We start from the raw sequence: 18,656 nt of genomic DNA, 5'->3' as shown, positions 1-18,656 counted from the left end.
ACTGACCGCATCAGTGGTCTTTTTTTTCTTTTCTGCCCTAATTTTGGCGGGAAAGCATCACAATAAGCAGGTGAAAGAATGAACAAGCACCAACGGATCAAGAAGAACAAAGAATTTCAGCATATCTTTAAAAAAGGAAAATCTTTTGCGAATCGGCAGTTTATCGTTTATGTATTAAAGGATGAACAAACTGAATTTCGCCTGGGATTGTCCGTCAGCAAAAAAGTAGGGAATGCAGTCGCACGCAACCGCATCAAACGCTATATCCGGCAGACTTTCTTGGAATTGAAAGACGATTTATTGCCGAATGCAGATTACATTATCATCGCCCGACCACAGGCGGCCACATTGGATTTTCACGAAAGCAAAAAAAGTCTCGAACATGTATTGAAGATTGCACGTGCATTGCCAAGGAAGTAGAAGACCACGCAGAATAGATGTATTATAGAAGTAATTGAAAATTAGTTTGGGGGAAAAATGGTGAATAAGAAATTAGTTTTGCTTATTTCACTGATTGCAGTAACGTTGCTGCTTTCCGGCTGTACAGAGTTTGATCAGCCGATCAGTGACCAGAGTGAAGGATTTTGGAATGAATTTATCGTTTGGCCATTGGTGTCAGCCATTGTGTTCTTTAAGGATTTACTGGGAACTTACGGTTTCGGGATTATCGCAGTTACGGTTATCATCCGGTTGGTAATGCTGCCATTGATGATCAAACAAACGAAAAGCTCAAAACGTATGCAGGAAGTACAGCCTGAACTTGTGAAATTGAAAGAAAAGTACAAGTCTAAAGATGCTGTCACACAACAGAAATACCAAAAAGAAATGATGGCGCTGTTCCAGGAAAAAGGCGTCAATCCGATGGCAGGTTGTTTGCCTGTATTGATTCAAATGCCGGTCTTAATTGGTTTTTATCATGCCATTAGCCGCATGAACAGCACGCCTGAAATCGATTTGGGCGCATTTCTGATTTTTCCGCTGGCAGAACCAAGCATCATTTTAGCCATTATCGCTGGTTTGATGCAATTTATCGTTTTGCGGACTGGACCATCAATGGACAATCCGCAAATGAAGATCATGATGTATTTCATGCCGGTAATGATCATCGGATTCGGTATTGTTTTGCCTTCTGCATTGACGCTTTACTGGGTTATCGGAAATATCATTTCGCTTATCCAAAACTTGTTCATTTACCGTCCGTGGGAGAAAACCGCAGCAGTACAGCAGCCTGTTAAAACGAAAGCAGGAGGGGTTAAAAAGTGAAACAGATTACGCAAACGGGTCCAACTGTTGAAAGCGCGATATCTGAAGCATTAGAAAAACTCCAAGTTACACGTGAAGAAGTTAAGATAGAAGTCATTCAGGAAGAGAAAAAAGGGTTTTTCGGTTTCGGTGCCAAAAAAGCAGAAGTTGAAGTTACCGTAATTGAAAAAACTCCGCTTCCGGAAAAAGCAGAAAAAGCTGTTGAAATCCACGAAACATCCGAAGTTCCGCCTGTAAAAGAGGGAGAAGAGGAAGAAGTTCCTGCAGTCTCCAATGAACAGGCGATTCAAGAAACAAAAAATTACATCCAATCGATTGCCAAAGGGATGAAGATCGAGGATTTATCGATTACTCATGAGCATCGAGGCAAAAAAGTCAGTTTTTATTTGGAAAGTGAGAAAGTGGCCATGCTGATCGGCAAACGAGGACAAACGTTGAACTCCCTTCAGCAATTGGCGCAGCTTGTTGCCAACAAATATTCCAACCAGTTTATGATGGTTCAACTGGACGCTGAGAACTACCGTGAACGCCGTCAGGAGACGCTGGAGCAATTGGCGGATCGGATGGCGGACAAAGCAATTCGGACCGGCGGACGGGTTCAATTTGAACCGATGCCGTCTTACGAGCGAAAAGTCATTCACCAGGCACTATCAAGACGTTTGGACATTGATACACATTCGGAAGGAAAAGATCCCAACCGTTATCTCGTCATTGAGCCGCATAGATAAGCTGAAGCCCGCCGGCATGGCGGGTTTTTTTTTATGCCCAATTAACGAAATTTATTAAAACAGAGCACTGCTTCTTTTGATTTCGGCTGCTTTATGCTATTGTAGTATGTTAGAAAGCCATGTGCATTTACTGGTTGTCCACATGTGGACAACTTTTTTAGAGTGTAAAATAAAGTTATGAACATATATTTCGGCATTCGGGCTGCAGCGCAGCTTTGTTTTTTATCCACAGGACGGCGCTGCCGCTTTTCTTAAGAGGAGGGAACATCATGGAATTCGATACAATCGCTGCCATATCGACACCGAGCGGAGAGGGAGCAATCGCGATTGTCCGCTTGAGCGGTCCGGAAGCTGTAGCTATTGCAGATAAATTATTCCGGGCTGCCAGCAAGAAAGCATTGGCTGCTCAGCCTACCCATACGATCCACTACGGGCATCTTGAAGATCCGGCAACTGCTGAAGTTGTAGAAGAAGTTATGGTGTCACTGATGAAAGCTCCTAAAACGTTCACACGCGAAGATGTCATCGAAATCAACTGCCACGGCGGCATTGTCTCCGTCAACCGGGTGCTTGAACTGGCATTGCGCGCTGGAGCAAGGCTTGCGGAGCCTGGGGAGTTTACCAAACGGGCATTTTTGAACGGCCGCATCGATTTGTCACAGGCAGAGGCAGTTATGGACCTGATTCGTGCGAAGACCGACCGTGCCATGGATGTTGCACTCAACCAGATGGAAGGGAAGCTGTCGAAGCTGATTGGCACGCTTCGACAGGCGCTGTTGGAATCGATTGCCCAAATGGAAGTGAATATTGATTACCCGGAATATGACGATGTGGAAGAAATGACGCGTCCGATCATGCTGGAAAAATCAAAATGGGTCCGTTCGGAAATCGATAAACTGCTGCAAACGTCCTCGCAAGGTAAAATCTTAAGAGAAGGGCTTTCAACCGTCATTCTGGGACGTCCCAATGTCGGAAAATCTTCTCTTTTGAACAGCCTTGTTCAGGAAAATAAAGCCATTGTCACAGAAATAGCGGGAACAACCCGTGATATAATAGAAGAATACGTAAATGTTCGCGGAGTGCCGCTGCGTTTGGTCGATACGGCAGGGATTCGGGAAACTGAGGATATTGTCGAGCGGATCGGCGTTGAACGTTCACGCAAAGTGCTGAAAGAAGCCGATTTGATTCTATACGTTCTGAACTATTCAGAAGCGTTGACTCCGGAAGACGAGCTGCTGTTTGAAACTGTCAAGGATATGGACTATATTGTCGTTATCAATAAAACCGATTTGCCGCAGAAAATCGACTTGGAACAAGTGCAGAAACTGGCCGGCGATAAACTGCTGGTGACAACTTCCCTGATAGAAGAAGAAGGCATCGACCAGCTTGAAGAAGCCATTGCTGCCTTGTTTTTCCAAGGGGAAATCGAAGCAGGGGACATGACCTATGTATCCAATGTGCGCCATATTGCATTGCTGCATCAGGCACACAAAACCATCTCAGATGCCATTGAAGCAGCTGAAATGGAAGTTCCCGTAGATATGATTCAAATTGACGTTACCCGAACATGGGAGATTCTTGGTGAAATTATTGGAGATACCGCAGATGACGGCCTCCTGAACCAATTATTCTCTCAGTTCTGCCTAGGGAAATAAAACTCGAAGGGAATGAACGAACATGCCACAATACGAAGCAGGCACGTTCGATGTCATCGTTGTAGGAGCCGGACATGCAGGAGCGGAAGCTGCTCTTGCCTCGGCACGGATGGGTGCTAAAACACTTGTTTTGACGATGAATCTGGATATGATCGCATTTATGCCATGCAACCCGTCTATCGGCGGGCCCGCAAAAGGCATTGTTGTACGTGAAATTGACGCACTTGGCGGAGCCATGGGCCGCGTTATCGATAAAACACACATTCAAATGAGAATGTTGAATACCGCAAAAGGACCGGCTGTTCGCGCATTGCGTGCACAAGCCGATAAAGTGCTTTACCAGCAGGAAATGAAACGCCTGATGGAAGAAGAGCCGAATTTAACTTTGCATCAAGGAATTGCTGAAGAATTGGTTGTCGAAGATGGCAAAATCCAAGGGTTGATCACACAAGTAGGAGGCATTTACCGTGCCAACTCCGTTGTTATTACCACAGGAACATTCCTGCGCGGTGAGATTATCATTGGAGATCTTCGCTATTCAAGCGGACCGAACAATCAGCAGCCTTCCATTAAATTGGCAGAAAATCTGGAGAAACTCGGCTTTGAAACGGTTCGTTTCAAAACTGGGACGCCTCCACGCGTCAACAGCAACAGCATTGACTACAGCAAAACCGAAATTCAGCCCGGTGATGACGTGCCGCGCGCTTTCAGCTACGAAACGACTGAATACATTACGGATCAGCTGCCATGCTGGCTGACTTATACAAACGAACAGACGCACCAGGTCATAGATGACAATCTTCACCTGTCGCCGATGTATTCCGGGATGATCAAAGGTACAGGACCGCGCTATTGTCCTTCGATTGAAGACAAAGTGGTGCGTTTCAACGACAAGCCGCGCCATCAGATCTTCCTGGAGCCGGAAGGCCGTAATACGCGCGAGGTTTACGTGCAAGGCCTTTCAACCAGTTTGCCTGAACATGTGCAGCGGAAGCTGTTAGAATCGATTCCAGGGCTTGAGAAGGCCGAAATGATGCGTGCTGGATATGCCATTGAATATGATTCCATCGTGCCAACGCAATTATGGCCGACCCTGGAGTCAAAACGGATCGAAAATCTTTACACTGCAGGACAGATCAACGGAACTTCCGGCTACGAAGAAGCAGCGGGCCAAGGGTTGATGGCAGGAATCAATGCAGCGGCTAAAGTGCTCGGCAAAGAAGAAGTTATTTTGAGCCGCTCGGATGCTTATATCGGTGTTTTGATCGATGATTTGGTGACAAAAGGGACCAACGAACCGTATCGGTTGCTGACATCCCGTGCGGAATACCGTTTATTGCTGCGCCACGATAACGCGGACATACGTCTGACTGAACTGGCTTATGCAATCGGCATGGTAAAGGAAGAGCGCTATGTGAAATTCCTGGCGAAAAAAGAGCGCATCGAAGAAGAAATCAAGCGCTTGAGAGGCATCATGATCAAGCCCAATGAAACTACTCAGCAAGTGATTCGGGACGCTGGAGGCAGTGAATTGAAAGACGGCATTCGCGGAGCGGATCTGTTGAAACGCCCGGAAATGACCTACGAAATGATTTCACAGCTCACGCCTTCAACAGTGGAGTTAGAAGATGAAGTAAAAGAACAAGTCGAAATTCATATTAAATATGAAGGCTATATCGAAAAATCATTGCAGCAGGTCGATAAGCTCAAGAAAATGGAAAACAAAAAAATTCCAGACAATATCGATTATCATGCAATATCGGGAATTGCGACCGAAGCCCGCGGCAAACTTGCAGAAGTTCGTCCGCTGTCCATTGCACAGGCTTCTCGCATATCCGGCGTGAATCCGGCTGACATATCCATCTTATTGGTGTATATTGAACAAGGAAAGATTGCGAAAATATCAGTTTGATCTTAAAGGCATAAGCTAGACAACAGAATGGGCTGGCTCACACCAGCCCATTTGCTTTTACATAGAAAACCTATAAAGAAGAGGGAGGAAGCCAGCTTGAATGAACAACAGTTTAAAGATGCCCTCAGTGAAAAAGGGATCCTCTTGACCGAGCAGCAGCTAGAGCAATTTCGCGTTTACTACAAGGAATTGGTTGAATGGAATGAAAAGATGAACCTTACTGCGATTACGGAGCAGCCAGCCGTTTACTTAAAGCACTTTTATGACTCGATCACTGCCGCGTTCTATCTGGATTTCACAAAGCCGATAAAGCTTTGCGATGTCGGAGCCGGAGCCGGATTCCCCAGTATCCCACTAAAAATTTGTTTTCCCCATATCGAAGTAACGATTGTGGATTCTTTGAACAAACGCATTCAGTTTCTGGAGCATTTAAGCAGCAAGCTTGAACTTAATAAGGTTCAATTCGTCCATTCAAGAGCAGAAGATTTTGGACAGTCTCCGAACCGTGAAAGTTATGATTTGGTAACCGCACGTGCCGTAGCCCGGTTGTCAGTTTTGGCTGAATTATGTGTGCCGCTTGTTAAAAAAGGCGGAGTGTTTGCGGCAATGAAAGCTGCATCTGCTGCAGATGAATTGGACGACGCAGAAAAAGCATTGCAGAAACTCGGCGTGAAATTGGATGCCGTGCATTCTTTCCTCCTGCCGATAGAAGAAAGCGAGCGCTATATTCAGGTTTTCAAAAAGTTCAAGGAAACACCAAGGAAATACCCGAGAAAAGCGGGCGTTCCAAACAAGTCCCCAATTTCTTAATGTTTCACGTGAAACATTTTACTTTCTAGGAACATCAGTGATTTAGATCCAGCAGCAAAGTGAGCTAGTAAAAGGTGGTGCTTGAGGATGAAAAGTCCTTTTTCCCGTTTCTTCGGAGGCGGAGATAAAGCAAATGAGACAGCGAAGAAAGAAGCGGCAGAACCCAAAGCTTCAGAAGAAGTCTTGAAATTGCCGCTCGACAAAATACACGCCAACAAATTTCAGCCAAGAACAGTGTTTGATCAAGAGAAGATTGAGGAATTGGCAAGAACCATCCATGTCCATGGAGTCATCCAGCCGATTGTTGTCCGGAAATCCGGCACTGAAGGGGAGTATGAAATCATTGCTGGAGAACGTCGCTTCCGTGCAATGAAATCACTTGATTGGAAAGAAGTGCCGGCTATTATCCGGAACCTGAGTGACAAGGAAACTGCGTCCATTGCCTTGATCGAAAATCTTCAGCGGGAAGAATTGACTTCAATAGAGGAGGCTCACGCCTATCAGAATCTGTTGGAGATACAGGAAATTACGCAGGAGGCATTGGCACAGCGCCTTGGCAAAGGACAGTCTACTGTAGCAAATAAGCTGCGGTTATTGAAATTGCCGGAGGAGATTCAAACGGCATTGCTGAATCGTCTGCTAACTGAACGGCATGCTAGAGCACTTTTGCAAGTGAAAGATGCGGAAATGCAGAAAAAGCTATTTGATGAAACAGTCGAAGAAAGCTTGAATGTAAAGCAGCTGGAAGTGAAAGTGGCGAAATTGCTTTCCACAGAACACCAGAAACCGAAGGCACGCAGAAAAGCAGTCAGCAGAGATGTGCGAATTGCCATGAACACCATCAAAGAATCATTGAATATGGTTTCCCAAAGCGGCATCGATTTGTCTACGGAGGAAGAAGAGCACGAAGAATATTATCAAATCACGGTGAAAATTCCAAAAAAGAAATCATAATTTGCTCTTTCCAGTATGGAAAGAGTTTTTTTAATGGCTTTGTCATCGTATTGTTGAAAAATTTTGATACAATAAGAAAATGAGGACCTAACAAAATAGCTAAAATAAGGGTTCCGCAGTAAAATGAAGAGAGTATTAAAGAAAGTTGGTGCAAGTGTGGGTAGAACTATTGCGATCGCCAATCAAAAGGGCGGCGTAGGAAAAACAACATCTTCAGTGAACTTAAGTGCCTGCCTTGCTTATTTAGGCAAAAAAGTTCTGTTAATAGATATCGATCCTCAAGGAAATGCCACTAGTGGAGTGGGAGTAAACAAAGGGGATGTCAATCAGTGCATCTACGAAGTGTTAATTGACGATGTAGATGTGAAAAGCACAATCATGGAAACAAAAGTAGAGAATTTGCACGTGGTTCCTGCCACGATTTCTCTTGCCGGAGCTGAAATTGAACTGGTGTCCACCATTTCAAGAGAAGCCCGCTTGAAAAACGCGCTGGAAGAAGTCAAAGATATGTACGATTACATAATCATTGATTGCCCGCCATCTTTAGGGTTGCTGACATTAAATTCGCTGACAGCTTCCGATGCAATTATTATCCCTGTGCAATGCGAGTACTATGCGTTAGAAGGACTAAGCCAATTATTAAGTACTATTCGCTTAGTGCAAAAGCATTTAAATCATGATTTAATGATTGATGGTGTCCTATTAACCATGCTGGATGCCCGGACGAACTTGGGAATTCAAGTCATTGAAGAAGTGAAAAAATATTTTCAGGACAAAGTTTATAAAACGATCATTCCAAGAAACGTAAGATTGAGTGAAGCACCGAGCCACGGAGAGCCAATTATTATCTATGATCCAAAATCCAGAGGCGCAGAAGTGTATTTAGAATTGGCGAAGGAAGTGATTCATAATGGCTAAAGGATTGGGAAAAGGCATTAATGCATTGTTTCCTGGCGAAACAATTAATGAAGCGGACAAAGTGAATCAAATCAGTGTCGGTGAAATCCGCACAAATCCATACCAGCCACGGAAAATTTTTGACCAGGCAGCATTAGAGGAATTGGCGGAATCCATTAAAGAACACGGGATTTTGCAGCCGATTGTTGTAAGAAAAGCTGGGGAAAAGTTTGAATTGGTCGTAGGCGAACGCCGTTTCCGCGCAGCTAAATTGATCAAATTAAAAGAAGTTCCAGCTATTATCAAAGAGCTGACAGATCAGCAAATGATGGAACTTGCTATACTAGAAAACCTTCAACGGGAAGACTTGACGCCGATTGAAGAAGCCGAAGCTTATCAGAAACTGATGGAAGCACTGAATCTGACTCAGGAACAGCTGGCTTTCCGTTTAGGGAAAAGCCGTCCTCATATTGCCAACCATGTACGCCTGTTAGCTTTGCCTCAAAACGTCCGCAAACTAATCTCTGATAAGGAACTTTCAATGGGCCATGGCCGTACGTTATTGGGATTGAGAAGCAAGAAACTGATTCCGGAGACAGCTGAAAAAGTGGTTAAAGAAAATCTCAATGTGCGGCAATTGGAGAATTTGGTTCAGCGGTTAAACGAGGATGTTCCACGTGAAACAATTGAGAAAAAGAAAGATATTTTTATAGAAGAAAAACAATCTGAACTTAGAGATCGTTTTGGCACAAATGTACAAATTAAGAAAAACAAGAACAAAGGCAAGATCGAAATTGAATTTTTCTCAGAAGACGATTTAGAGCGTATTTTAGAATTGCTAAGCTGACGAGTGCCTATTTCCCGGAAAAGGGGAATAGGTTCTGTTTTTGATAAATGAAATACACCGCTAGTCAGAACACAGTGGTTTATTCTCTATTAAAAAGAGGGAGAAGAGAGCCAGTCGGTAAGTAGAGTCTAGTGTAAGGGGGAGAAAAGCAGTGGTTCTCTTTGGGACGTTGATAAATGCGCTTTTAATTGTTATGGGAACTATTCTTGGGAGAGCGCTTCGCAATATTCCTGAAAAGATGAAAGAAACGGTCATGTATGTAATTGGACTTGCAGTAGTAGTTCTCGGCCTGCAGATGGGATTTGAAAGCCAAAACTTTGTCATTGTCATCATTAGCTTAGTGCTGGGTGCAGTCGTTGGAGAATGGTCAGATATAGATGGCAAACTGAATGCGTTCGGCCATTGGATTGAACGCATGCTGGGAGCAAAAGAAAGCAAAGGCAGCATCGCCCAAGGATTCGTCACCGCAACGCTGATTTTTGTGATTGGTGCGATGGGGATTATTGGAGCCATGGAAAGCGGTTTGAGCAATGAACACGGTGTATTGATTTCGAAAGGGATTATTGATGGATTTACGTCCATTGTCCTGGCTTCTACACTGGGTTTTGGAGTCTTGCTTGCAGCCATTCCGGTATTTGTCTATCAAGGGTTGATTGCTTTGTTTGCAACTCAAATCAGCCTTGCGATACCGGCTGAAGCGCTGGATATGTTCATCATGGAAATGAGTGCCACGGGCGGCGTGATGATTGCGGCCATTGGTTTGAATATGATGGGCGTCACGAAAATCAGAGTGGCGAACTTGTTGCCGGGTATATTGGTTGTCGGAATAGTGGTTACCATTATTTATAAATTCAATTTGATGTGAAGGTGAAAGAGTGAATGTTGAAAAAATAACAGAACGAATTCTAAGTGTGCTTTCAGATGAAGCAATGTGGATAGGCCTAATCGTCATTTTTCTGAAAGTGGTCTTGATAACAATAGCTGCGGTAGTTTTGGTGAAAGTGCTGCGTGTATTGATCCGCAAGACTTTTTCGGTCCGAATTAAAGGTCCGATGCTCTATAACGAACGGCGGCAGCAAACTTTATCGAAACTATTATCGAATGTCGTGGCGTATGTCGTTTATTTCATAGCGGGTGTTTCGATCCTGTCAACGTTTACAATTGATATTACCGGCTTGATCGCCGGGGCAGGGGTGCTGGGGCTGGCCATCGGTTTTGGTGCCCAGAACTTGGTGCGGGATGTCATCACCGGATTCTTTATTATTTTCGAAGATCAATTTTCAGTAGGAGATTATGTCCGGATCGGTGCTGCTGAGGGAACTGTAGAAGAAATTGGATTGCGGACGACAAAAGTAAAGGCTTGGACCGGAGAGTTATTTATTTTTCCGAACGGCACGATTACGGATGTTGTGAACTTTTCAATCCACAATTCCATTGCAGTGGTCGATGTCAATATTTCGTATGAATCGGATATTACGCGTGTGGAAAGCTTGATCATGGAGTTTTTGGACAGCTTGCAGGATCGTTATGAACAAATCATCAAACCGGCAGAATTGTTAGGGGTCCAAAACTTAACAACCACGGAAATCGTCATGCGGATCACCGCAGAAACCTTGCCGATGCAGCATTTTGCTGTAGCCAGAGGGATGCGCCGTGATTTGAAAGATTTTCTGGATCAACGCGGGGTCGAAATTCCATATCCGCGCATGGTGATGATGCAGCGTTCTCCTGAAGAAGCTGCAACAGGAAAAGACGTTAAAGTTTAATAGAAGGAGGCAAACTCGTGGAAATGAAGGAGTTTGGGCTGAACGATATAGTTGAAATGAAAAAAGGCCATCCGTGTGGAGCCAATGCTTGGAAAATTATCCGCATGGGAGCTGACGTCCGGATTAAATGTGAGGGCTGTCAGCACAGCGTCATGCTGCCGCGCGTGGAATTCAATAAAAAGATGAAAAAGGTTTTGGTTAAAGCCGAAGCGGAATGAAAAATGGACAATTTCAGGTTTCGTTCTTATAATGAAATGGTTGTGTAAAAAATAATTCGTTTGATATAGAGGAAAGGTTGTGCATCCTATGGCATTAACTGCAGGGATTGTAGGATTACCAAACGTGGGGAAATCCACATTATTTAATGCAATTACGAAAGCGGGCGCTGAAGCGGCAAACTACCCGTTCTGTACAATAGATCCAAACGTCGGGATTGTTGAAGTTCCGGATGAGCGTCTTGATAAATTGACGGAATTAGTGGATCCGAAGAAAACCGTTCCAACGGCTTTCGAATTTACTGACATTGCCGGAATTGTTGAAGGCGCCAGCAAAGGCGAAGGCCTTGGGAACAAGTTCTTGTCCCACATCCGTGAAGTTGACGCAATCTGCCAAGTGGTTCGCTGCTTTGCTGATGACAACATTACGCATGTAACAGGTAAAGTAGATCCGATTTCTGATATCGAAGTCATTAACCTGGAATTGGTTTTGGCGGATATGGAAAGCATCGAAAAACGCATTGCGCGCGCTGCGAAATTGGTGAAGCAAAAAGATAAAGACGCGGTTGCAGAAGAGCCTGTCTTGATGAAGCTGCGTGAAGCTTTTGAAAACGGAGATTTGGCGCGTTCGATCGATTTCACAGAAGATGAGCTGCGCATTGCCAAAGGCTTGAACTTGTTGACACTTAAACCGATGCTCTACGTAGCAAACGTTTCAGAAGATGAAATCGCAGATGCCGACAACAACGAATATGTTCAAAAGGTTCGCGAGTTCGCCGCTAAGGACAATGCGGATGTGATCGTGATTTGTGCGAAGATCGAGGAAGAAATGGCTGAACTTGAAGACGAGGAAAAAGAAATGTTCCTTGAAGAGCTGGGCATTAAAGAGTCTGGGTTGGACCAATTGGTCAAAGCTTCATACAGCCTCCTTGGATTAGCAACTTACTTTACTGCAGGCGTTCAGGAAGTGCGTGCATGGACTTTCAAAAAAGGCATGAAAGCACCACAATGTGCCGGCGTTATCCACTCTGACTTTGAACGCGGATTTATCCGTGCCGAAACGGTTGCCTACGAAGAACTGGTCGAAGCCGGATCAATGGCATCAGCTAAAGAAGCAGGAAAAGTGCGCCAAGAAGGCAAAGAATACATCGTCAAAGACGGCGACGTAATGCTGTTTAGATTTAACGTCTAAAAGCGGAGGCGCCTGTCCAGTCCCGACAAGCGCTGGAGACCTTGCAGGTAATGGCGTACTTTGCCATTGCAGGCAGGGTCGAAGCGACTCGAGGGACTAGGCGCCGCAGCTGGATAAGTCTAAAAGCGGAAACGACCGTCATGCTCCGACAGGCGTAAGAAAGTCTGGCGAAGCGGCGTTTTTCAGCCGCGCAGCCAGATTTGCAGTACCACAAAACTAAAAAATAACCGGATGCATTGTTGCATCCGGTTTTTGCATGGAGGAATAGGAAATGTTGTTATTTGCATACGGAACGCTGAAACGCGGCGGGAAGTATCATTGTTATTTGGAAGAAGCGGAATTGGTGGAGGAACACGCGAGGGCAAAAGGAAGCTTGTATGATACGGGACTGGGCTATCCGGCCTTGGCTTTAGCGGGCAGCGGACAAGTTGAAGGGGAAGTCTATGAAATTCCGGATGTCCTTTGGCCGGCGTTGGATTACCTGGAGGATTATTCAGGAAATCCCGAAAAAGATCTATACGATAAAGTGGCAATCGAGGTAGAAGCAGGCGGCAAAGTTATGGAAACAGTGGTTTATATTGCAAAAGACGAAAAGCTGCTGAAAGAACAGATTTCAACAGGGAAATGGGATGTTGCCTATTCTGTTATATAGAAAAAGCGCCGCTGTTAGTCGGCGCTTTCGGATTCAGGGTAATGATAGTAAACATGAAGGCGCGGCAGTGATGGATCATCGATGATCCAGGCCGCGTTTTTTTCTTTGCGCAATTCACGGAACATGACAAAGTCGCCGAAAGCGCCTGCTGTCAGCATCGCCCCCAACAGGACCAGCACTTGGCTGTCGAACCAAAAGCCCAATACAGTGGGCAAGAAGGCCGTGGTCCAAAACGGCAGCAGCAGAACTTTGCGCATGGCATGATTTTGGACAGGGCGGCTGGTGGTGGCATAAGCGATGCCCAACTTCAAACTGACGCCATAATTCAATGAAGAAACCGGGACTTTTCCAAAGACTAGAAAACCGATTAAATGGAAAACTTCATGAACCACTATCAACACCACGTAACCAATCAGAAAAAAGAGGATTCCGCCCAAGGAAAAATGGAATACTAAGGGTTCGTTGAAAAAATGATAGGCCGCTGCAAATGCCACCAGCAAAAAAACGTTGAACCAAAGTACTTTAGGCGCTATTTCGTCTATTTTCAATTCAATGATATGGGAAGGCGTCATGGCTTCACGTCCTTTAATGTATATGAAAAAGTATAGAGGATTTAGCCTGTAAAATCATGCTTGCGAGCCTATGTGAGTTGTGATACAATACAGTGATGTGAGTAATATTTATGAATTGCTTGCTCCTTGCCCGCTGGATACAGCAGGGCCCAAGTCCATGAGGAGGTGACAACACGATGAGAGAATATGAATTAATGTATATCATTCAGCCTGCAATTGAAGAGGAAGCGAAGAAAGCTCTAGTTGAGCGCTTCAACGACATCCTTACTTCTAACGGTGCTGAAATCATCGAGTCGAAAGAGTGGGGTAAACGTCGTTTAGCTTATGAAATCAACGATTTACGTGAAGGTTTCTACCAGATCGTAAAAGTAAACGCTGGTTCTGAAGCTATCAACGAATACACACGTCTTGCGAACATTAACGAAGACATTATTCGTCATATCGCTGTACGCAAAGACGCGTAAACAGGATACTGGCACTGCAATTTTTTTGACTTGAAGGAGGTTGAATTCTGATGATTAACCGAGTTGTTTTAGTCGGAAGACTGACAAAAGATCCAGATCTTCGTTACACACCAAGCGGCGCGGCAGTTGCCCGTTTTACATTAGCTGTAAACCGGACATTCTCGAACGCTCAAGGTGAACGCGAAACTGATTTCATTAATTGTACCGTTTGGCGCAAACAAGCTGAAAACACAGCGAATTTCCTGAAAAAAGGAAGCTTGGCTGGCGTTGAAGGCCGCATCCAGACAGGTAGCTACGAGGGACAAGACGGGAAACGCGTTTATACGACCGAAGTAGTGGCGGACAGTGTTCAATTCCTTGAACCAAAAAACGCCAATACGGACCGTTCACAAGGACAGCAGCCTTCCTATCAACAGAACAACCAATCACCGAGCCCAAGTCAGCAAAATCATACTCGTGTAGATGAAGATCCATTCTCAAGCGGCAGCGGCCCGATAGAAGTATCGGATGACGATTTGCCGTTCTAAGATGAATTGAATCTGACGATCAACTTTTAAGTAAAGGAGGTAATTCGATATGGCACCACGTCGCGGAGGAAAAAAACGGAAAAAGGTTTGTTACTTCACTTCCAACAACATCACGCACATTGACTATAAAGATACTGACCTTTTGAAGAAATTCATTTCTGAAAGAGGAAAAATCTTGCCACGTCGTGTTACAGGCACTAGCGCTAAATGGCAACGTAAGTTGACAATCGCTATCAAACGCTCACGTATCATGGCACTTCTACCGTTTGTTGCGGAAGAAAGATAATTAAAGAAAAGCGAAAGCGCCTAGATATAGGTGCTGGAGTCTGGACAATGATTTCAAAAAGACCGGGAAACCGGTCTTTTTTTTTGTCTTGAAAAATAGCGTGGGTTAGTTCAATGGTGAAAAACTAAAAAAAGTTGCGCAGATGATGATATAAGTTAAACTAAAGAAACAAAATTTTACCCACCGCTTTGGGTAGAGCAAAGACGAGTGCAGCTGCGACGTCCTGCCGCACCAGCTGCATGACCCGCATCCCGCGGGCCCGAAAGAGGAGCTGATTTGCGGAATACCAGCAGGCGACGATCATTAGTTCAACTTATATAGTTTGCGGAGTCTCTAAATAGAGGAACATTCCTTTTAAGAAATCAAAAAATTGTACGCTTTGTGTCATCTTCCGCTTTAGAGCAGTTGCGCTTTCCCCCGGGTACCGCTCATTTTGTTCAGGTTCTTGAATCATGGTACAATTACAAGGATGAAATCTGCCCGAAAGAGGGGAAAAAACAGTCATATGCAAAATCAACAAACGCGACAACTTACAAACGGGGCGATGATGGCCGCGGTGTTTACCGTCCTGCTGGCAATCTCGGTATACGTGCCTGTGTTGAGTATAGTAAGTACTTTGATTCTAGCATTGCCGGTCGCTTGGTATAGCGCCAAGTATCCGTGGAAAGCTTCGGCGCTTTTCGCATCGGTCTGTCTGGTGCTGTCCTTTATCATCGGCGGTCTCTTGTCAGTGCCGCTAGCGTTGATCCATGTGCCGTTGGGATTGGCGATCGGTATTTCGATTTATTATAAAAAAAGCAAATTATTCATGTTCATGGGGGCCAGCATCGTTTTGCTGGTGTCCTTGATGATCCAATACGTGGCTTCGATTGCACTGTTTGGCATCAACGTACTGGAAGAGTTTTCGGCCATGTTCGATCAATCCTACGAGCAGACGGGTGCAATGATGGAGCGTTTTGGGGCTTCTGAAACTTCTATGGAAGAATACAATGAACTTGTGGCGCAACTGCAGTTTTCGTTTGAGACTATGTTGCCGGTGTTATTGGTGCTGGGTGTTTTCATGTCAGTATGGGTCCTATTGCTGATCCTGCTGCCGATTTTAAAGCGTCTTGGGATAGCGGCTCCGAAGTTTCCGCCGTTTCGCAGCATGAAATTGCCAAAATCCGTTTTATGGTATTATTTAATCGTGTTGCTTGTTTCCCTGTTATCGGAATTCGAACCGGGAACAATGGCATATATGATTTTCATCAACGCAACCGTGCTGCTTCAATTCTTGCTGTTCTTGCAAGGTATTTCTTTCTATCACTTCTATATCCACCAGGAAGGCTGGCCAAAATGGGTGACAGTGCTGGTGACAATATTGGCATTGCCGCTGCAGTCATTTACGAGTATTGTCGGAATCGTAGACCTTGGATTCGATATCCGGGGCTGGGTCAAGCGGGCACACGAGTTTAAAGGAAAATAAGGAGCTGAAGAATAATGTCGGCTTTTTTTAGAAAAAGAAAACTTCGATATCCGCTTATCGCGCTGCTGGCTCTTGGTATGGCTGCAGCGATTCTGATTTCGCTTTGGTCGGAATGGGCAGCTGGGATTTTCACGCTGCTTTTTACGCTTGCTTTTACGGCAGCTTGGGTGACGGAAAGAAGAGTTTATGAAGCTACTGAAAAACACATTGAAACTTTATCATACCGAATGAAAAAAGTCGGAGAAGAAGCGCTGCTTGAGATGCCGATCGGAATTTTGCTGGTCAATGAAAAATACGATATCGACTGGGCAAATCCATACATGACGTCGACTCTCGAGTACGATACGCTGATCGGCGAGTCGCTCTATACGTTGTCGGATGACTTTCATACACTTGTGAAATCCGATGAAGCCAAAGAAGCGACCATTGCTTTGGGGGAGCGTAAGTACCGCGTTTATTATAAATCGGATGAACGCTTGTTTTATCTTTTTGATATTACGGAACAAGTGGAAATCGAGACGCTTTATTATGCAGACCGTACCGTCATCGGTATTTTATTCATCGATAACTATGATGAGCTTGCGCAGGGCATGGACGATCAGACCCGCAGCAATCTAAACAGCCTGGTCACCTCACTCGTTAACCAATGGGGTGCGAATCATGGCGTATTTGTAAAACGCATTGCGTCCGACCGCTTTATGGCAGTCTTCAATGAATCCATTTTGAAAGACTTGGAGCTGTCGAAGTTCGCCATCCTGGATGATATTCGCGAAGTCACCGCCAAAGACAATTTGGCATTGACCTTGAGCATCGGGGTAGGTGCAGGCTCTGCATCACTTGTCGAACTTGGCGGCCTGGCTCAATCAGGCCTGGATCTGGTACTCGGACGTGGTGGGGATCAGGTGGCTATCAAGCACCCGAGCGGAAAAGTGAAATTTTACGGCGGCAAGACCAACCCGGTTGAAAAACGGACACGGGTCCGGGCGCGAGTGATTTCACACGCGCTGCGTGACCTGATCCAGGAAAGTGACCAGGTGTTTGTCATGGGCCATAAAATGCCCGACATGGATTCGATCGGCGCAGCCGTCGGAGTTGCCAAAATGGCTGCCATGAACAAAGTCAAAGGCCGGATCATCATTGATTTTGATGAATATGACCGCAGTGTCATGAGGCTCATGGAAGCGATTGAAGGCGCGCCTGAGCTGTTTGAGCAGTTTATCACGCCGGAAGAAGCGCTGGCGGATATGACCGAGCATTCACTGCTTGTTGTGGTGGATACGCACAAGCCGTCCATGGTTATCGATGAACGGGTCCTCCAGCGCATGGAACGGGTCGTTTTAATCGACCATCACCGGAGAGGCGAGGAATTCATCACCAATACGATGCTGGTCTATATGGAGCCTTATGCTTCCTCGACTGCGGAGCTGGTGACTGAGCTGATCGAATACCAGCCGAAGCACGAAAAACTGTCGATGCTGGAAGCGACAGCGATGCTCGCCGGGATTATTGTGGATACCAAAAGCTTTACCTTGAGGACAGGTGCACGGACTTTTGAAGCCGCGTCTTATCTGCGTTCGAATGGAGCCGATACGGTGCTCGTCCAGCGCATTCTGAAAGAAGATTTGGAAACGTACGTAGAACGTGCGAAAATCGTCCAGACAGTGGAATTTGCCGGAGACGGCATCGCCATTGCCAGAGGCGAGCCAGACCGCGTCTACAGCCCGGTTCTGATTGCGCAGACAGCAGATATCCTGCTGACGATGAAAGACGTCAACGCATCCTTTGTAGTGGCTGAGCGTTCAGAAGGCGGCATCGGCATCAGTGCGCGGTCGCTCGGTGAAATAAATGTCCAGATCATTATGGAAAATCTCGGCGGCGGCGGCCATTTAACCAATGCAGCCACCCAGATGCCGAATGCAACAATAGAAGAAGCCGTTGAGCAGTTAAAAGCGGCTATTATGGAAGCTCATGAAGGAGGAACAAACGAATGAAAGTGATATTCTTGAAAGACGTAAAAGGCAAAGGCAAAAAAGGTGAAATTAAAAATGTGGCGGATGGCTACGCGCATAACTTCCTGCTAAAAAACAATTTGGCGATCGAAGCAAACCAGGCAACGATCAGCAAATTGGACGGCCAAAAGAAAAAAGAACAAAAAGAAGCCGATAATGAGCGCGAGGAAGCGGAACAGCTGAAAGAAAAGCTGGAAAGCCTAACTATCGAATTGACGGCTAAATCCGGAGAAGGCGGACGCCTTTTCGGATCGATCACCACCAAACAGGTAGCCACAGCTCTTGAGAAAAAACACGACATTAAATTAGACAAGCGCAAAATGGATTTGGATGATGCAATCCGCGCACTTGGCTATACCAATATTCCAGTGAAACTGCATCATGATGTGACCGCTACGCTTCGAGTTCATGTTACTACTGAAGAAGCGTAAGGTGGGAGACC

General features: G+C 45.4%; 21 protein-coding genes. 20 read left to right on the top strand and 1 reads right to left on the bottom strand.

Going from position 1 to position 18,656, the window contains the following annotated elements; genetic code table 11:
* Nucleotides 1–78 precede the first annotated feature (78 nt).
* The 14 genes from rnpA to GJB59_RS14795 all read left to right on the top strand — a co-directional run bounded on the left by rnpA (nt 79) and on the right by GJB59_RS14795 (nt 12,891).
* Nucleotides 79–420, top strand: a complete 342-nt coding sequence (gene rnpA / locus GJB59_RS14860) for a ribonuclease P protein component (protein ID WP_142830330.1) — start codon at nt 79–81, stop codon at nt 418–420.
* Nucleotides 421–480: 60 nt separating this feature from the next.
* A complete protein-coding gene (yidC, locus tag GJB59_RS14855) occupies nt 481–1,263 on the top strand; it encodes a membrane protein insertase YidC (RefSeq protein WP_142830328.1) in 783 nt (260 codons plus the stop codon).
* Nucleotides 1,260–1,991, top strand: coding sequence for an RNA-binding cell elongation regulator Jag/EloR (gene jag, locus GJB59_RS14850; RefSeq protein WP_142830325.1), 732 nt, complete (start codon nt 1,260–1,262; stop codon nt 1,989–1,991). The genes yidC and jag overlap by 4 nt, the downstream gene beginning before the upstream one ends.
* A 269-nt stretch (nt 1,992–2,260) precedes the next feature.
* Nucleotides 2,261–3,646 carry a tRNA uridine-5-carboxymethylaminomethyl(34) synthesis GTPase MnmE gene (gene mnmE / locus GJB59_RS14845; protein WP_142830323.1) on the top strand — a complete coding sequence of 462 codons (1,386 nt, stop codon included), beginning with the start codon at nt 2,261–2,263 and terminating at the stop codon, nt 3,644–3,646.
* A 22-nt stretch (nt 3,647–3,668) separates the two neighbouring features.
* The gene (gene mnmG / locus GJB59_RS14840) at nt 3,669–5,558 is read left to right on the top strand and encodes a tRNA uridine-5-carboxymethylaminomethyl(34) synthesis enzyme MnmG (protein ID WP_142830321.1); all 1,890 of its coding nucleotides are present in this window, start codon (nt 3,669–3,671) and stop codon (nt 5,556–5,558) included.
* 96 nt (nt 5,559–5,654) lie between these two features.
* A complete protein-coding gene (gene rsmG, locus GJB59_RS14835; RefSeq protein ID WP_142830319.1) occupies nt 5,655–6,368 on the top strand; it encodes a 16S rRNA (guanine(527)-N(7))-methyltransferase RsmG in 714 nt (237 codons plus the stop codon).
* 87 nt (nt 6,369–6,455) lie between these two features.
* Complete coding sequence (gene noc / locus GJB59_RS14830) at nt 6,456–7,322, top strand: nucleoid occlusion protein (protein WP_142830317.1); 867 nt, start codon at nt 6,456–6,458, stop codon at nt 7,320–7,322.
* Nucleotides 7,323–7,478: 156 nt separating this feature from the next.
* A complete protein-coding gene (locus tag GJB59_RS14825) occupies nt 7,479–8,240 on the top strand; it encodes a ParA family protein (RefSeq protein ID WP_142830346.1) in 762 nt (253 codons plus the stop codon).
* Nucleotides 8,233–9,066 carry a ParB/RepB/Spo0J family partition protein gene (locus GJB59_RS14820; protein ID WP_142830315.1) on the top strand — a complete coding sequence of 278 codons (834 nt, stop codon included), beginning with the start codon at nt 8,233–8,235 and terminating at the stop codon, nt 9,064–9,066. Before GJB59_RS14825 ends, GJB59_RS14820 begins: the two co-directional genes overlap by 8 nt.
* 151 nt (nt 9,067–9,217) lie before the next feature.
* The gene (locus GJB59_RS14815) at nt 9,218–9,931 is read left to right on the top strand and encodes a DUF554 domain-containing protein (RefSeq protein ID WP_142830313.1); all 714 of its coding nucleotides are present in this window, start codon (nt 9,218–9,220) and stop codon (nt 9,929–9,931) included.
* 10 nt (nt 9,932–9,941) lie between these two features.
* Nucleotides 9,942–10,832, top strand: a complete 891-nt coding sequence (locus tag GJB59_RS14810) for a mechanosensitive ion channel family protein (RefSeq protein ID WP_142830311.1) — start codon at nt 9,942–9,944, stop codon at nt 10,830–10,832.
* A 17-nt stretch (nt 10,833–10,849) separates the two neighbouring features.
* A complete protein-coding gene (locus GJB59_RS14805) occupies nt 10,850–11,050 on the top strand; it encodes a DUF951 domain-containing protein (protein WP_142830309.1) in 201 nt (66 codons plus the stop codon).
* Between the two features lie 88 nt (nt 11,051–11,138).
* Nucleotides 11,139–12,239, top strand: a complete 1,101-nt coding sequence (gene ychF, locus GJB59_RS14800; RefSeq protein WP_142830307.1) for a redox-regulated ATPase YchF — start codon at nt 11,139–11,141, stop codon at nt 12,237–12,239.
* A gap of 271 nt (nt 12,240–12,510) precedes the next feature.
* Nucleotides 12,511–12,891, top strand: coding sequence for a gamma-glutamylcyclotransferase family protein (locus GJB59_RS14795; RefSeq protein ID WP_142830305.1), 381 nt, complete (start codon nt 12,511–12,513; stop codon nt 12,889–12,891).
* Between the two features lie 14 nt (nt 12,892–12,905).
* Here GJB59_RS14795 and GJB59_RS14790 read toward each other — a convergent pair whose 3' ends face one another.
* Nucleotides 12,906–13,463 carry a DUF3267 domain-containing protein gene (locus tag GJB59_RS14790; protein WP_142830302.1) on the bottom strand — a complete coding sequence of 186 codons (558 nt, stop codon included), beginning with the start codon at nt 13,461–13,463 and terminating at the stop codon, nt 12,906–12,908.
* Nucleotides 13,464–13,639: 176 nt separating this feature from the next.
* Between GJB59_RS14790 and rpsF the strand changes: the two genes are divergently transcribed.
* The 6 genes from rpsF to rplI all read left to right on the top strand — a co-directional run bounded on the left by rpsF (nt 13,640) and on the right by rplI (nt 18,645).
* Nucleotides 13,640–13,927 carry a 30S ribosomal protein S6 gene (gene rpsF / locus GJB59_RS14785; protein WP_106533339.1) on the top strand — a complete coding sequence of 96 codons (288 nt, stop codon included), beginning with the start codon at nt 13,640–13,642 and terminating at the stop codon, nt 13,925–13,927.
* A gap of 50 nt (nt 13,928–13,977) precedes the next feature.
* Nucleotides 13,978–14,454 carry a single-stranded DNA-binding protein gene (gene ssb / locus GJB59_RS14780; protein ID WP_142830300.1) on the top strand — a complete coding sequence of 159 codons (477 nt, stop codon included), beginning with the start codon at nt 13,978–13,980 and terminating at the stop codon, nt 14,452–14,454.
* Nucleotides 14,455–14,503: 49 nt separating this feature from the next.
* Nucleotides 14,504–14,740 (top strand): 30S ribosomal protein S18, encoded by a 237-nt coding sequence (rpsR, locus tag GJB59_RS14775; RefSeq protein ID WP_006830564.1) that lies wholly within the window; start codon nt 14,504–14,506, stop codon nt 14,738–14,740.
* A gap of 505 nt (nt 14,741–15,245) precedes the next feature.
* Nucleotides 15,246–16,205 carry a YybS family protein gene (locus GJB59_RS14770; protein ID WP_142830299.1) on the top strand — a complete coding sequence of 320 codons (960 nt, stop codon included), beginning with the start codon at nt 15,246–15,248 and terminating at the stop codon, nt 16,203–16,205.
* Nucleotides 16,206–16,219: 14 nt separating this feature from the next.
* Nucleotides 16,220–18,196 (top strand): DHH family phosphoesterase, encoded by a 1,977-nt coding sequence (locus GJB59_RS14765; protein WP_142830296.1) that lies wholly within the window; start codon nt 16,220–16,222, stop codon nt 18,194–18,196.
* Nucleotides 18,193–18,645: a 50S ribosomal protein L9 gene (gene rplI, locus GJB59_RS14760; protein ID WP_142830294.1), complete on the top strand. Its 453-nt coding sequence runs from the start codon at nt 18,193–18,195 to the stop codon at nt 18,643–18,645. The genes GJB59_RS14765 and rplI overlap by 4 nt, the downstream gene beginning before the upstream one ends.
* The last annotated feature ends 11 nt before the right edge of the window (nt 18,646–18,656 follow it).

Origin of the sequence: Planococcus soli (genome assembly GCF_016881065.1) — a bacterium.
GTDB classification, from domain to species: domain Bacteria; phylum Bacillota; class Bacilli; order Bacillales_A; family Planococcaceae; genus Planococcus; species Planococcus soli.
Note: the sequence above shows the minus strand (reverse complement) of the source record. Positions and strands in the feature narration are given on the sequence as shown.